The 14,677-nt window shown below is 64.1% G+C and carries 14 protein-coding genes; 5 read left to right on the top strand and 9 right to left on the bottom strand.

Annotation, left to right across the window (positions count from 1 at the left end; translation table 11 throughout):
- Positions 1 to 43 precede the first annotated feature (43 nt).
- Entirely contained in the window at positions 44 to 1,084 is a 1,041-nt protein-coding gene (locus tag EOA13_RS09210) for a zinc-dependent alcohol dehydrogenase family protein (RefSeq protein ID WP_127291613.1), read from the top strand.
- An 18-nt stretch (positions 1,085 to 1,102) separates the two neighbouring features.
- On the opposite strand, the gene EOA13_RS09215 is transcribed toward EOA13_RS09210, so the two are convergent.
- Complete coding sequence (locus EOA13_RS09215; RefSeq protein ID WP_023812234.1) at positions 1,103 to 1,993, bottom strand: DMT family transporter; 891 nt, start codon at positions 1,991 to 1,993, stop codon at positions 1,103 to 1,105.
- 104 nt (positions 1,994 to 2,097) lie between these two features.
- On the opposite strand from EOA13_RS09215, the gene EOA13_RS09220 reads away from it, so the two are divergent.
- Both EOA13_RS09220 and cml read left to right on the top strand, forming a co-directional pair.
- Positions 2,098 to 3,507 (top strand): PLP-dependent aminotransferase family protein, encoded by a 1,410-nt coding sequence (locus EOA13_RS09220; RefSeq protein ID WP_127291615.1) that lies wholly within the window; start codon positions 2,098 to 2,100, stop codon positions 3,505 to 3,507.
- A 213-nt stretch (positions 3,508 to 3,720) separates the two neighbouring features.
- Complete coding sequence (gene cml, locus EOA13_RS09225) at positions 3,721 to 4,917, top strand: CmlA/FloR family chloramphenicol efflux MFS transporter (RefSeq protein ID WP_127291618.1); 1,197 nt, start codon at positions 3,721 to 3,723, stop codon at positions 4,915 to 4,917.
- A gap of 49 nt (positions 4,918 to 4,966) precedes the next feature.
- Here the strand turns inward: cml and EOA13_RS09230 are convergent, their stop codons facing one another.
- A complete protein-coding gene (locus EOA13_RS09230) occupies positions 4,967 to 5,860 on the bottom strand; it encodes a LysR family transcriptional regulator (protein WP_127291621.1) in 894 nt (297 codons plus the stop codon).
- A 129-nt stretch (positions 5,861 to 5,989) separates the two neighbouring features.
- Here EOA13_RS09230 and EOA13_RS09235 point away from each other — a divergent pair, with 129 nt between their 5' ends.
- On the top strand, positions 5,990 to 7,444 hold the full coding sequence (locus EOA13_RS09235) for an MFS transporter (protein WP_127291624.1): 1,455 nt from the start codon (positions 5,990 to 5,992) through the stop codon (positions 7,442 to 7,444).
- Between the two features lie 39 nt (positions 7,445 to 7,483).
- Here the strand turns inward: EOA13_RS09235 and EOA13_RS09240 are convergent, their stop codons facing one another.
- The 3 genes from EOA13_RS09240 to EOA13_RS09250 all read right to left on the bottom strand — a co-directional run bounded on the left by EOA13_RS09240 (position 7,484) and on the right by EOA13_RS09250 (position 10,007).
- Entirely contained in the window at positions 7,484 to 7,981 is a 498-nt protein-coding gene (locus EOA13_RS09240) for a MaoC family dehydratase (RefSeq protein ID WP_127291626.1), read from the bottom strand.
- Positions 7,982 to 8,173: 192 nt separating this feature from the next.
- Positions 8,174 to 8,602, bottom strand: a complete 429-nt coding sequence (locus EOA13_RS09245; protein WP_127291628.1) for a phasin family protein — start codon at positions 8,600 to 8,602, stop codon at positions 8,174 to 8,176.
- Positions 8,603 to 8,711: 109 nt separating this feature from the next.
- Positions 8,712 to 10,007 carry a DUF445 domain-containing protein gene (locus EOA13_RS09250; RefSeq protein WP_127291631.1) on the bottom strand — a complete coding sequence of 432 codons (1,296 nt, stop codon included), beginning with the start codon at positions 10,005 to 10,007 and terminating at the stop codon, positions 8,712 to 8,714.
- A gap of 274 nt (positions 10,008 to 10,281) precedes the next feature.
- On the opposite strand from EOA13_RS09250, the gene rirA reads away from it, so the two are divergent.
- On the top strand, positions 10,282 to 10,743 hold the full coding sequence (gene rirA / locus EOA13_RS09255; protein WP_127267528.1) for an iron-responsive transcriptional regulator RirA: 462 nt from the start codon (positions 10,282 to 10,284) through the stop codon (positions 10,741 to 10,743).
- A gap of 35 nt (positions 10,744 to 10,778) precedes the next feature.
- Here the strand turns inward: rirA and EOA13_RS09260 are convergent, their stop codons facing one another.
- From EOA13_RS09260 to EOA13_RS09275, 4 genes are read right to left on the bottom strand one after another with little or no spacing between them, the layout of a single operon-like run.
- Entirely contained in the window at positions 10,779 to 11,567 is a 789-nt protein-coding gene (locus tag EOA13_RS09260) for a heme ABC transporter ATP-binding protein (protein ID WP_127291633.1), read from the bottom strand.
- Positions 11,568 to 11,573: 6 nt separating this feature from the next.
- The gene (locus EOA13_RS09265; RefSeq protein WP_127291636.1) at positions 11,574 to 12,671 is read right to left on the bottom strand and encodes an iron ABC transporter permease; all 1,098 of its coding nucleotides are present in this window, start codon (positions 12,669 to 12,671) and stop codon (positions 11,574 to 11,576) included.
- Positions 12,672 to 12,682: 11 nt separating this feature from the next.
- Positions 12,683 to 13,591, bottom strand: a complete 909-nt coding sequence (locus EOA13_RS09270) for a hemin ABC transporter substrate-binding protein (RefSeq protein ID WP_127291639.1) — start codon at positions 13,589 to 13,591, stop codon at positions 12,683 to 12,685.
- A 10-nt stretch (positions 13,592 to 13,601) separates the two neighbouring features.
- The gene (locus EOA13_RS09275; protein ID WP_127291642.1) at positions 13,602 to 14,663 is read right to left on the bottom strand and encodes a hemin-degrading factor; all 1,062 of its coding nucleotides are present in this window, start codon (positions 14,661 to 14,663) and stop codon (positions 13,602 to 13,604) included.
- Positions 14,664 to 14,677: the final 14 nt, after the last annotated feature.

Here is a 14,677-nt window from a genome sequence, read left to right on the forward strand (position 1 = left end):
AATCGGCTATCGTTTCCCGCAGCACAGCAGCGTGGAGTGACCGATGAAAGCCGTCGTCTTCGAGAAATTCGGCGAAGCGCCGACGATCCAGACCGTTCCTGATCCGAAGCCGGCAGCTGATGGCGTCGTCATCAAGGTCGAGGCGACCGGTCTGTGCCGCAGCGACTGGCATGGCTGGATGGGTCATGACGACGGCATCACGCTGCCGCATGTGCCGGGCCACGAGCTGGCCGGCGTCGTTGTTGCCGCCGGCAAGCAGGTCACCCGCTGGAAAGCCGGCGAGCGCGTCACCGTGCCGTTCGCCGTCGGCTGCGGCCGCTGCTTCGAGTGCAATTCGGGCAATCACCAGGTCTGCGAACACCAGACACAGCCTGGCTTCACCGGCTGGGGCTCGTTCGCCGAATATGTCGCCATCGAACACGCCGACACCAACCTGGTGCGCTTGCCCGACGAGATGGAATTCGCCACCGCCGCCAGCCTCGGCTGCCGCTTCGTCACCTCGTTTCGAGCCATCGTCGACCAGGGCCGGGTGAAGCCGGGCGAATGGGTCGCGGTGCATGGCTGCGGCGGCGTCGGCCTGTCGGCGATCATGATCGCCAGTTCAATGGGCGCCAATGTAATCGCCATCGATCTCACCGACGAGAAACTGGATTTCGCCAAAAAGATCGGCGCCGTCGCCACCATCAATGCATCCACGACGCCGAACGTGGTCAAGGCGGTCAAGCAGATCACCAATGGCGGCGCGCACATGTCGATGGACGCGCTCGGCCACCCCACCACCTCGTTCAATTCGATATCCAATCTGCGCCGGCGCGGCCGCCATGTGCAGGTCGGCCTGATGCTGGGCGAGCATGCCCGGCCGCAGGTGCCGATGGACAAGGTGATCGCCTTTGAACTCGAAATCCTCGGCAGCCACGGCATGCAGGCCTACCGCTACCAGGCGATGATGGACATGATCCGCAACGGCAAGCTGAAGCCCGAACTGCTGGTCGGCAAGAGGATCAGCCTCGACGAGGCGCCCGCGGCCCTGATGGCGATGGGCGGCTTCGAGGGCATTGGTATTGGGGTGGTCACGAAGTTTTAGGCGAGGACGGCACCGTCGTCAGGCGATCGCGCGTCGTGGCAATTCCTGCTTCGCGAATCGTTTGGCGCCGACGACGCAAAGCACGACGCCAAGCGTGACGACCACCATCAGCGGGCTGACCTGCTCGTGCAGCAGCGTCGCTGCCAGTGCCAGTCCGAAAAATGGCTGCAGCAGCTGCAACTGCCCGACCGCGGCGATGCCGCCTTGCGCCAGCCCGCGATACCAGAACACGAAGCCGATCAGCATGCTGAACAGCGAGACATAGGCAAGCCCTATCCACGCACTGACGCCGACGCCGTCGAACGACGGCGGCATGGTCATCAGCGTCAGCACCAGCATGATCGGCAGCGACAGCACCAGCGCCCAGCAGATCACTTGCCAGCCGCCAAGCTTGCGTGACAGCGCGGCACCCTCGGCATAGCCCAGACCGCAGGCGATGATGGCAGCCAGCATCAAACCATCACCCACCGGCGAGGCCGTCACGCCCTGCGTCAGGGCAAAACCCGCGACCAACGCGCTACCTATGCATGAAAACAGCCAGAACGCCGGGCGCGGCCGATCGCCGCCGCGCAGCACGCCGAAGATCGCAGTGGCCAGCGGCAGCAGGCCGACGAAGATGATGGAATGGGCCGTGGTGACGTGCTTCAGCGCCAGCGCGGTCAGCAAGGGAAAGCCGACCACCACGCCAAGCGCGACGATCACCAGCGACAGCAGATCGCCGCGCTCCGGACGCTTTTGCCGAAACAGGAGCAGCAGTGCCAGGCCAAGCAGTCCGGCAATCGCCGCCCGGGCCGAGGTCAGGAATGTCGGATCGAAATCCCTGACCGCCACGCGCGTTGCCGGCAGCGAGCCGCTGAAGATCAACACCCCGATGAATCCGTTCATCCAGCCGCTCGCGGTCTTGTCCATCGTATGCTCCGTTTGTCGGCTCCGTATCGCGCGGAGCCGGTAGTATCGCCAGAGACAATGCGGTACAATTATGCAAAACTGTCATGCTTAGAAGAGCAGTACGGATGGACAAACAGACCACAGGAAGCGAGAGCAGCGGAACGCTGGTCGAAGGTGTCATGGCGACGATCCGCCAGCGGATCGCGGCGCGCAGCCTGACGCCGGGAGCGCAATTGCCGTCGATCCGCACCTTTGCCAAATCCATGCGAGTGTCCAAATCCACCGTGGTCGAAGCCTATGAACGGCTCGCCGCCGAAGGCGCGATCCGCTCGCGGCCGGGCTCCGGATTCTATGCCGCCGGATCGCTGGCGCCGCTGTCGCTGGCCGAGATTGGTCCCCGCCTCGACCGCGCGGTCGATCCACTCTGGATCTCACGCCAGTCCCTGGAGGCCGGCGACGACATGCTGAAACCCGGCTGCGGCTGGCTGCCGGCCTCGTGGATGCCGCAGGCAGGTCTGCGCCGGGCACTGCGCACGGTAGCGCGTGCCGACGATGTCGCACTGGCCGATTACGGCACGCCGCTCGGCCTGCCACCGCTACGGCAATTGCTGGCGCGGCGTATGGCTGGGCATGGCATCGAGGCCTCTCCCGAGCAGATCATGCTGACGGAATCAGGCACGCAGGCCATCGACCTGTTGTGCCGGTTCCTGATCGAGCCCGGCGACACCGTGCTGGTCGACGACCCCTGCTACTTCAACTTCCACGCTCTGTTGCGCGCCCACCGGGCCAAGGTCGTCAGCGTTCCCTACACGCCGTCGGGGCCGGATATCGATCTGTTCGCGCAGGCGCTGGCCGAGCATCGGCCGCGCCTCTACATCACCAATTCCGCCATCCACAACCCGACCGGCGCGGTGCTGTCGCCAGTCACCGCGCACCGGCTGCTCAAGCTCGCCGACCAATCGGATCTGACCATCGTCGAAGACGATATCTTCGCCGATTTCGAACATGCGCCCGCCCCCAGGCTGGCGGCGTTCGATGGTCTCAACCGCGTTGTCCACATCGGCAGCTTCTCCAAAACGCTTTCGGCGTCGGTTCGCTGCGGCTTCATCGCCGCACCGCGCGACTGGATCGAGCCCCTGACCGACCTCAAGATCGCCACCACCTTCGGCGGCGGCCGGCTCGCGGCCGAACTGGTGCTGACGCTGCTCAAGGACGGCAGCTACCGCAAGCATATGGATTTGCTGCGCGCGAAGCTTGCCCGCGCCATGGGCGAGACCAGCGTTCGTCTGAAGGCGATCGGCATCTCACCCTGGATCGACCAGCCGGCCGGCCTGTTCCTGTGGTGCAGCCTGCCGGATGGCGTCGATGCGGCGGAAGTCGCCCGCCGCGCTTTGGCCGACAACATCGTGCTGGCGCCCGGCAACGCATTCAGCCTGTCCGGAACGGCCAGCCGCTTCCTGCGCTTCAACGTTGCCCAATGCACGGACGAGCGGATTTTCAAGGTGCTCGAGGCAGCGATGGCGCGACCAAGCTGATCCTGTTGCCTGGACAACCTCCGGCTGCTAAGGGACGGATCTGCGCGTCGAGAGAATATCCGCGCGATCCGGGATAGCGACTATGGGAACCAGCAAGTCAGCAGACAAGTAGGCCGCAACAGCAGTTCGTTGTTGCGGCGGCCCGTCATTTCCCATCTTCAGTGAGAACGGCAGATCGCCGCCAAATGTAGCCATTTGAGCGGATGTTCAATCATGCCTTGTCCAAAAAACCCGACATGGACCACTTCCCTGCCAGCAGCCATGGTGCTGATGGCCCCCTTCGACATCCTGGCCTCGCTGGCCATGGATATCTACCTCCCGATCGTCCCGGCGATGCCGGGAATCCTCAAGACATCGCCTGATGTCATCCAGCTGACGCTGAGCCTCTACATGATCTGTCTTGGGCTCGGCCAAATCGTCTTCGGCCCGATTTCCGACAGGATCGGCAGGCGTCCGGTGCTGATCGGCGGCGCGCTTTTATTTGCAGGCGCTTCCGTCCTGCTCGCCTGCACCTCGCTGGCCATGGTGTTCGTCGCCTTGCGGGTCGTGCAGGCCATCGGTGCATCCGCCATTCTCGTTGCGACCTTTGCAACGGTTCGCGACGTTTATGCGCAGAGGCCTGAAAGTGCCGTCATCTACGGCCTGTTCAGTTCGATGCTGGCCTTCGTGCCGGCGTTGGGGCCGGTTGCCGGTGCATTGATCGCCGACAATCTCGGCTGGCGCGCGATCTTCCTGACGCTCGGCGGTCTGGCGGTAGCCGCCACCTTCAACGCATGGCCGAGATGGCATGAAACACGGCCCCCCAATGGCAACGACAGGCGAATGGCGTTTCGTCCCATTCTCTCCAGCTTCGCCTTCTGGGCATATACGCTCGGCTTCAGTGCCGCCATGGGCGCCTTCTTCGTGTTCTTTTCGACGGCGCCCCGGGTGCTCATGGACCGCGCCGGCTTTTCACAGCTCGGTTTCAGCCTGGCCTTCGCCACCGCGGCGCTGGTGATGATCGTGACCACCCGCTTCGCCAAAAAGTTCATTGCACGTTGGGGCATCGCGGGCAGTGCCATCAGAGGCATGGCGATGTTGCTGCTCGGCGCGGCTCTGCTGGCGGCCGGGCAACTGTTCGCGGCACCGTCCTTCGTGACATTCGTCGGCCCGATGTGGGTCATCGCCGTGGGCATCGTCTTCACTGTTTCGGTCACCGCGAACGGCGCACTCGAGGCCTTCGGCGATGTCGCGGGAACCGCCGTCGCGCTCTACTTCTGCATCCAGAGCCTTGTCGTCGGCACCCTCGGCACGCTGTTGGTCATCGTACTCGGCGGAGACACGGCGTGGCCATTGGTGGGCTACTGTTCGGTCATGGCGACGCTCACACTGAGCGCGCTGAGATATTTGCGGAAACGCCAAACCGACTAAACGGGACGGATGAGAAGCCTGGGCGATTGGCGCAGGCTTCTCATCGTTGTCAGCGAGACGCCGCGCAGATCTCCCGCACGCAGTCGCGCAGCCAGTGTTGCGCCGGATCGGCATCCAGGCGCGGGTGCCACAGCATGGAGATGGTGACCCCAGCGGTGGCAACAGGCAGGGCAAAACTGTGCATGCCGGCGCGTGCGCCCTCAGTGTGCCGCTCCGGAACGCTGGCGATTAGGTCTGATGTGCGGGCCATGGCAAGGGCTGCCGAGAAACCGGAAACCATGCACACGACTGTCCGCTGCAGCCCGAGCCGATTCAGAGCCTCGTCGATCGGCCCTTTCTCGCGGCCACGCCGTGAAACGCTGATGTGCCGGCCTGCGGCATAGCGCTCTGGCGTCACCGCGCCCTCGCTCAACGGATGGCCCATTCGCACGGCGCCGATGAAGCAGTCGCGAAGCAATGCCTGGATGCGCACCTCCGGTCCGGTCTCGCCAGCGACGCCTATGTCCAGGTCGATCGCCGCATCGCGCAGCGACATGACGTCTCTATCGGACTTCGGTGCAAAGCGGAGCCGCACGCCGGGCGCATCGGCCTGGATACGTGCGACGAGACGAGGCGCGAACTCTTCGACGAAGCTCTCATTGGTGCGCAGCGTGAAGACCCTGTCCAGGTTCCGGAGGTCGAGCAGGGTGGCAGGACGCAGCAGCGCCTCCGCATCCTGGACGACACGACCAGCCTGTTGTCGCAGTTCTTCCGCACGCGGCGTCGCCACCAGGCCTCGACCGGCGCGAACCAGTAGCGGATCGCCCGTAGCCTCGCGCAGCCGCGCCAGCGTGCGGCTCATCGCCGAGGGGCTGAGCCGCAGCCGGCTGGCGGCGCGCGCCACGCTGCCTTCAGTCAGCAGAACGTCGAGGGCAAAGAGCAGATTGAGATCGGGCTGTGCCATCGGCGGGATCATGGCACGATATGGCGCTGCGCGCACGAATAAGATGCAAATACTGCGCCTTCCGCCACATCGTCCAAGGGACTAGATCTCCAGCAGTTCCGGTGGTGGGACTGATGGAAGGAGATCGCCGTGGCAATCGCTGAGCAAAATCGGAATGAGTACGTGTCGGCGCAGCCACAAACCCAATCTGCCCGCTGGGCGCTGGCAAGCCTGTCGCTCGCCACGCTGCTGTCGTCGCTGGGAACCAGCATTGCCAGCGTCGGGCTGCCGTCGCTGATGCAGAATTTCGGCGCGACGTTCCAGGCCGTGCAATGGGTTGTTCTGGCCTATCTCCTCGCCATCACCACACTGATCGTCAGCGCCGGTCGGCTGGCCGACATGTTCGGGCGCCGACCGTTGCTGCTTGGCGGCATCGCGCTATTCACGTCCGCATCGGTGCTCTGCGGCCTGGCGCCGACACTCTGGCTGCTGATTGCCGCGCGCGCCGTGCAGGGACTTGGCGCGGCGCTGATGATGGCGCTGACGCTGGCCTTTGTCGCCGAAACCGTGACCAAAGACAGAATTGGCAGCGCCATGGGCCTGCTCGGCGCCATGTCCGCGATCGGCACGACACTTGGCCCCTCGCTCGGCGGCCTTTTGATCGCCGGTTTTGGCTGGCGCGCGATCTTCCTCGTCAATGTCCCGCTGGGTGTGCTCACCTTCGCTCTCGCCTGGCAGGCCTTGCCGGCACGCAGCAAGACAGCGCAGCAGGTCGACCGAGGCACATTCGATGTCGCGGGCACCGCCTTGCTGGCCTTGACGCTGGCCGCTTATGCGCTGGCCATGACGCTGGGCAGAGGCAATTTCGGCGCACTCAACATCGGCCTGCTGATAGCTGCCGGCACCGGCGTTCTTCTGTTCGCCGCCACACAGGCAAGAGTGAAAAACCCCTTGATCCGGCTTGCCAGCTTCCGCGACCTCCAACTGAGCGCCAGTCTCGCCATGAGCCTCGTTGTCGCCACGGTGATGATGGCGACCCTGGTGGTGGCCCCGTTCTACCTGTCGCGAGGACTTGGGCTCGATGCCGCAATGGTCGGCCTCGCGCTGTCGACCGGGCCGCTCGTCTCGACCTTGTCGGCGCTAGTGGCCGGACGCTTGGCCGACCGCTTCGGCGCCCACAAGATGATGGTCGCCGGCCTGCTCAGCCTCACGACAGGCACGTTCTTGCTGTCGTTCGCCGTGGTGACGCTCGGCATTGCCGGCTATCTCGTTCCGATCACCGTCACCTGCATCGGCTACGCCCTGTTCCAGACATCCAACAATGCAGCCGTCATGGCCGGCATCAGTGCCGGCCAGCGCGGCGTCGTTTCCGGCCTGCTCAATCTTTCACGCAACCTCGGCCTCATCACCGGGGCATCGTTGATGGGCGCCATATTCGCCGTCGCATCGGCCGAAAAGCACCAAGGCATTGGTCTTCTGAGTTCCGAGGCCGCCCGGGGGATGCAGGTCACATTTCAGGCGGCGACAGTGCTGGCGCTGATCGCGCTGGTTCTCGCGCTCCTCTCGGCCCGCGCCGCAGGTCGCACGGAATCAGGGGGTTCGTGACGCGCCACACCGCTCAGAGAGTAGAATTCCCAAACAGGCTCACGCCCCTGCCCGCTTGCGGCGTTCATAAAGCATGACCAGCGTTTCGGCCATCAAAGCAGGCTTTTCCTCGCCTTCGATCTCGACCGTGTTGGCGGCCTTCATCAGATACTGGCCGGGGCCCCTGTCCTCCATGGACAGCAGCGTGATGCGCAGTCTGATGCGGGCACCGACCCTGACCGGCGCCAGGAAGCGTACCTTGTCGAAGCCATAATTGAAGGCGGCCTGCGTATTCTCGGGCACGATGCCCATGCCGAGCGCCAGCGCGCCGATGATCGACAGCGTCAGATAGCCATGCGCGATCGTCGTGCGGAACGGGCTTTGCCGCCGTGCCCTTTCAGGATCGACATGGATCCATTGATGGTCGCCGGTGCATTCAGCGAACTGGTCGATGCGGTTCTGGTCGACCGTCGTCCACTCCGACACGCCGAGTTCCAGCCCGGCCATCGTCCTCAACTGCTCGTAGGTAGGCGGCGTTTTAGGCCGTATTTCGTTCATTCCTGGTTTCCCGATCGCTTCCAGAGCCTCCGGACCACGAACTGACGGCCTCTGTCAATTCGCTCTGCGCGAATCCGTTCCGTCGATTTCGGCCGCAATCGTGCCACGCCGCCGGCGCAGTCGCAGGTCAAATCGGGCTTTCCGGGCTTCAGGGCGCTGCCGGCAGCAATGAGCCGGCCCCGGCCACATCCGCTACTTCTTCTCGTAGCCGGCGCGGATTTCCTCCATCGCCTCCTTGATGCGGGTGCGCAGGATGTCGACCGATTCGGCGCCGGATTTCTTGACCAGTTCAGCCACTTCGCCCGCATTCTTCAATGCGACTTCGAAAGACTTTCTGGCAAACTCCGTCTGTTTGGCCATCAGTTCCTGCGGATTGCCCGGCGCCCTGTAGCTTTGCGCGATATCGGTGACCTCGCGCAGCGTATCCTGCAGCATCTCGCGCTGCCGGGACAACAGCGAGGTGGCGCCGGCGGCACCGGCTCGTGCCGATTTCTCCAGCGCTTCGAGGTTCTTGCGATGATGGGCGAGGATCGCCTCGACATCGACATTCGGCACCTTCAGGTCGCGGCCGAACCTGCCGAACATGTCCATGAAAGAATCGGATTCCGGTTGTTTTGCCATGCTCGTCTGCTCCCCTTTGCCGCGGATGCGGGCACCCTCGGCGGGAGAATAGCACTCGCATGCCGCGAGTCCATGAACGCGGAGGAATGAGCGCCAGTCGGGCCGCGCATCAATTCACGAGGAACAGCCGCTCGGCCACATAGAGCACGACACCGGCGAGGCCGCCGATGATCATGCCGTTGAAGCGGATGTATTGCAGGTCCCTGCCGATGTTCATCTCGATCAGCCGCGTCAGCTGCGCAAGATCCCAGCGCTTGACCTGGTCGGCGATGAATGTCGACACGCCGCTCTTCTGGCTCTCCACGAACGACCCCAGCGCCACCACGAACCCCTGGTTCATGTCGGCCCGGATCTGCGCATCGCCGGCAAGATGCCGCCCGACCTCGACGAACATGTTGGCAAGATGCGCGCGGATGACCGAATTCGGCGCCTTGGCGTCCTGCTCGATGAACTGGCTGAGGCTTGCCCACATGTCGCCGGCCAGTCCCCTGACTTCCGGCCGGGCCAGGAAATCGCGCTTCAGCTTCTCGGCACGTTTGGCATATTGCTTCGATGTCCTCAGCTTTTCGATGAAGCCTTGAGCGAAATGGTCGAATTCGGCGCGCATCGGGTGATCGGGATCGGCCCTCACCTCGTCGAGCAGCGAACCGGCCGAGGCGACGATCTTCTTCAGGAGATAGGCGTCGGCGCGGAACAGGTTGAACAGCGACGGCAGTTCCTCGCGGATCTTCTCGCGCATCGTCGCCAGCGCCTGTTCGTCATTGAGGAACCTGCCGATCACCTTGGTGAACTCGTCGAACAGTTTCTGGTGGCGGCGGTCGTCGGTAAGCGCTGACAACAGTTCGGCGCCCAGCGGCGCCAGCGGCACCTTTTCGATCTGTTCGAGCATGCGGCTGGTGACGAAGCCGCGCAGGCCGGATTGCTCGACAGCAGCCAGCGTCTGCGGCACCAGCCGCACGACGAAGCGCGACAGGCCGGCGGCGCGCTCCGCATCGGCCAGCCAGTCGGCGACGAGTGCCGAGAAATCCACCTCGGCGAGCTTTTCGCGCACCGGTTCAGGCGCCAGGAAGTTGACCTCGATGAAGCGGCCGAGATTGTCGGCGATGCGGTTCTGGTTCTCGGGGATGATGGCGGTGTGCGGGATCGGCAGCCCCAGCGGTCGCCTGAACAGCGCCACCACCGCGTACCAGTCGGCGAGGCCGCCGATGGTCGCCGCCTCGGCAAAGGCAGCGACGAAGCCGAGCCAGGGATGGATGTGCTCGAACGACTTGGCGAGCGCAAACACCAGCACGCAAAGCGCCAGTGCGGCCGCCGCGACGAATTTTGTCCGCCGCAACGCGGAAAGCTTGGCATCCGCTTCGGCATCGAAACGGACAGGCGCCAGGGACGAAGCCGATTGTGACATGGGGTGAGCCGCTCCTCGTCGATCAGCCTATTTAGTGTTCCGATGGCCGAAATACCCGCGACAGCGGGTTTCGTCCGGAATCTCCCCGGCCGCGCACACAAAGTTGAGGAGAAAATTCATCTATCGCGCGAAGCTAGTCTGGAATTATTCCAAGGTATAGGCCATATTCCGCCGAGGCCAATGTGGCGAATCCGGAAATTCGGGTCAAAGCCGCATCAGCAAAATTTTCCAGATCTGGCGTGGTAGCACCGCACCAGTGCCTTGTGAGGACAAAATGCGGCTTACGCGCCAGACCAACTATGCCATGCGCATCTTGATGTATTGCGCGGCCAATGATGACCGATTGAGCCGCATCCCCGAGATCGCGGCCGCGTATTCGGTGTCGGAGCTTTTCCTGTTCAAGATCCTGCAGCCCCTGGTCGAGCACGGCCTTGTCCAGACCGTGCGTGGCAGGAATGGCGGCGTCAAGCTTGGCCGGGCCGCCGAAGCCATCAGCCTGTTCGATGTCGTGCGCGTGACGGAAGAGAGCTTCGCCATGGCCGAATGCTTCGAGAACGATGCCGCCGAATGCCCGCTGGTCGACAGCTGCGCGCTGAACTCGGCGTTGCGCGAGGCGCTGAACGCGTTCTTCGCGGTGCTGGAGCGCTACACGATCGCCGATCTGGTGGCGGCGCGGCCGAATGTGCGCAACCTGCTCGGCATCGACATGTTGGAGCGCCGCGCCCCGGCTGCCTAGCCCAGCCAGGGACGCGGGCTTAAGTTTCCAATAAATTAAGTTGCTGACTGAGGCAGCACGAACGGCATATTGCCGGCCGGCAGCACGCCGACCCTGAGCCGGCAGTCGAACACTTTTTCGATCAGGTCATCGCTCAGCACATCCCGCGGCGACCCGGTGGCGGCGAGCCGGCCGCGATGCATGACGAAGATCCGGTCGGCATACATGGCCGTCAGATTGAGGTCGTGCAGGATGGCGACCACGCCGCCGCCCCTTCTGGCGAAGTCGCGGGCAATGTTCATGATGATCAGCTGGTGCTTGATGTCGAGGCTGGAAACCGGCTCGTCGAGGAACAGAAAGCGCGGCTTGCCGTCGAGCACCGGCGCCCAGACCTGGCACAGCACGCGCGCGAGCTGGACGCGCTGCTGCTCGCCGCCGGAAAGCTCCTGGTAGAAACGGCCGGCAAAGCCGTCGAGATCGACACGCGCCAATGCCCGTTCCGGCAGCCGCGAATCCTCGCCCGGCGAGACGCCTGAGCGGCCGCCGACAAGGCCAAGCTTAACCACTTCCCGCACGGTGAACGGGAACGACAGCGTCGTCGCCTGCGGCAGCACAGCGCGATGGACGGCCACCTCGACCGGCTTCATCGTCGAGAGATCTCGGCCGTTGAGGGCAACGCGCCCGGTATAGGCGAGTTCGCCGGAGAGCGCTTTGAGGAAGGTCGTCTTGCCCGAACCATTGGGGCCGACGATGGCGGCGATCTCGCCGGGCCGCGCGTGGAAATCGATACCGCTGACGATAGGCTTGCCGGCGATATCAACCGAAACATCCTTGGCCTCGATCATCAAGCCTCACAAATCAACCACGCCGCGCTTGCGCAGCAGGATCCAAAGGAAAAACGGCGCGCCCGCTATCGCGGTGACGATGCCTATCGGCAGTTCGGCCGGCGCAACGATGGTGCGTGCGACCGCATCGGCCAGAAGCAGCAGCGAGGCACCGAGCAGCGCCGACGCCGGCAGCAGATAGCGATTGTCCGGACCAATCAGCAGGCGCAGCAGATGCGGTACCACGATGCCGACGAAGCCGATGCCGCCGCTGACGGCGACGGATGCACCGACCGCGGCAGAGACGCCGACGATGGCCGTGTATTTCAGCCGCTGCACCGGAATGCCGAGATGACCGGCGGTCGCCTCGCCAAGCGCCAGCGCGTTGAGGCCGCGTGCCAGGAACGGCATCGCCGCCAGCGCCAGCACAATGATCGGCCCGACGGAAGCAATCTTCGCCCAGGTCGCGCCGCCGAGCGATCCGAGTTGCCAGAAGGTCAGGTCGCGCAACTGGCGATCGTCGGCCATGAAGATGAGGATGCCGGTCAGCGCCATGGCGAGCGCCGCCAGCGCGATGCCGGCAAGCAGCATTGTGGCAACCGAGGTTTGCCCCCGCCGCGTCGCGACCTGATAAAGCACCAGCGTGGTGGCGAGTCCGCCACAGAAGGCCGCCAGCGGCAGTGCGAGCGTGCCGAGCAAGACGGTCACCGGAGCCAATATCGTGGCGCCGAGCACGATGACGGCAACCGCGCCGAGGCTGGAGCCGGCCGAGACGCCGATCAGGCCGGGGTCGGCCAGCGGATTGCGGAACAGTCCCTGCATGACCGCGCCGGAGACCGCGAGCGCCGCGCCGACCAGCATGCCGAGGATGATGCGCGGCAGGCGGATGTCATAGACGATCAGGCTGTCGCGGGCGCTCACCGCGGCGTCATCAGGCACTGTGCCGAACAGCCAGCCCCCGATGACGTTGACGGCCGAAGCGTCCGAAGCCCCCGATGTCAGCGACAGAAAAATGGCAGCCGCGAGCCCCAGGCACAGCAGAAGGATGACGATGCGGGCGCGGCCCGACCGGTCGCCTTCGGATACGCTTGCCATCACCGGGCCGGCGATCGATTGATCGACCATGATCCGCCCGTTCAGTCCGTGACCTGCCCGCCATAAAGCGAGACAGCGAGGTCGTGGATGGCATCGGCCGTGCGTGGCCCGAAGCCGAGCAGATAGGCACCGTCGATGCGGATCAGCTTGCGCGCCGTTCCGGCCGGCGTCGAGGCGATCGACGGATTGCCGAATAGTTCGTCGTCCGACACCGGAGGCCCGGCATTGCTCATCATCAGGATCACGTCCGGTCTGGCGGTTATGATCGCCTCGTCGGACATTTGCTTGTAGCCGGAAAAGCCCTCGACCGCGTTGACGCCGCCAGCCAGCTTGACCATACCGTCGGCCGCGGTCTCGCTGCCGGCCGCCAGGATCTTGCCGCCCTGTATCGACAGCACGAACAGGATGCGCTTGCGCTCCTTGATCGACGCCGTCTGCTTCTTAGCTGCCGTGAGCTTGGCATCGAGCTCCCCGGCGAGCACCTCGGCCTTGGCATCGACGCCGAGCGCCTTGCCGACGATACGAACCTTTTCGAGGATGCCTTCGTGGCTATAGTGCTCGGGCACTTCGATGAACGGGACGCTCGTCTTCTTCAAGACATCGACGGCTTGCTTGGGACCGCTGCCATGCAGCGCCAGGATGCCGGTCGGGTTAACCGACAGCACCCCCTCCGGCGACAGCGCGCGCATGTAGCCGACATCGGGCAGCTCAAGCGCCGCCTTTGGGTACCGGCTGGTGGAATCGCGAGCCACCAGATGCTTTTCCTCGCCGAGCGCATAGACGATCTCGGTGATCGAGCCGCCAACGGCCACGATTTTCGAAGGATCGGCAAACACGGCCGTGCCTTCCATGGCGCTGGCGGATTGCAATGCGATAACAGCCATGGAGAGACCGATCACCGGCCCGAAAATAGATCCGCGCACGGTCGACAATCTTGGGAAAAAACGCATCGCATTTTCCTCAGGCTGCGGTCGGGTTTGGGATGCGCGGCAGGTTTTCCGCCAGGAAGCGCCAGTCGTCCCGCTCGCTTTCGCCTTCATGACGCTTGCCGAAGAACTGGATGAACATCTTGCCGTCGACGTCATAGACCTCAAGCGAGGTGACATGACCGTCCTTGGTCGGCTTGCGCACCGCCCAGACCTCCTGGATGTGGTCGGTCCGCAAATGCAGGTGGAAGGTTTCGTCCAGCACGTTGATCCATGGCCCCATCGGCTTGATCGACTTGATCGGACCGGAATGGATCTGGATACAGCCGCGGTTTCCCACAAAGCACATGATCGGCATCTCGCCCTCCGCAGCGTGATGAAACATGGCACGGACGGCATCATTGTCGAGCTGCCAGGCATAGTCTTGCCCGACCAGGCGGACCGCCTGCCGGCGGCTGAGCTTCAGCGTCTTCAGCATGCCGAAGAACTGGTGCACGTCGGTGAGCCGGCTCCAGCGGTCGCGCAGGTCGTCGAGGTTGGCGGCCGTTTCGTCGCCATGGATCTCGTCATCGGGGAGTGGTCCTGAAATGTTGACCGTCGGCTCCTGATTGGACGATTCGAGCGCGGCAACCAGTTTCTGATAGGCATAGAGGCTGGAGGCCGGACGCAAATGCACCTTGTGCACGGCCTCGCCCGCCGCATCGAAAAACTGCAGGCTGCGGCGGATTTCGTCGCCGTCTCGCTTCTCGACGGCAAAGCCGTGTGCCCAGACCTTCGGGAAGATGCGCAGGTCGATGTTTTCGCCAAGCACCATGGCATTGTGGTTGCCGGTGACGACCTTGTCATAGACGCCGATCTTTTCGTGCACCGCGCTTTCATTGCGGGTCAGCGCCATGACCTCGCCGACGGCTTCGAGACCGGTCAAAAGATCGTTGACGCGTGGCTCGACACGGACGACGCCGTCGCCGCAGTGGGCTGCGACCAGCTCGGCCTCCGAAATGCCGAGCTGGGCGGCGAGATCACGCTCGCGCGTCTTCGGATTGTCTGTCCGTGCCCGCCGGATTTCATGCGGGGCGGGTTTTACGCGCTGGTCCATGTCTTGGTCCCTGT

Origin of the sequence: Mesorhizobium sp. M7A.F.Ca.US.011.01.1.1 (genome assembly GCF_003998295.1) — a bacterium.
Lineage (GTDB): Bacteria > Pseudomonadota > Alphaproteobacteria > Rhizobiales > Rhizobiaceae > Mesorhizobium.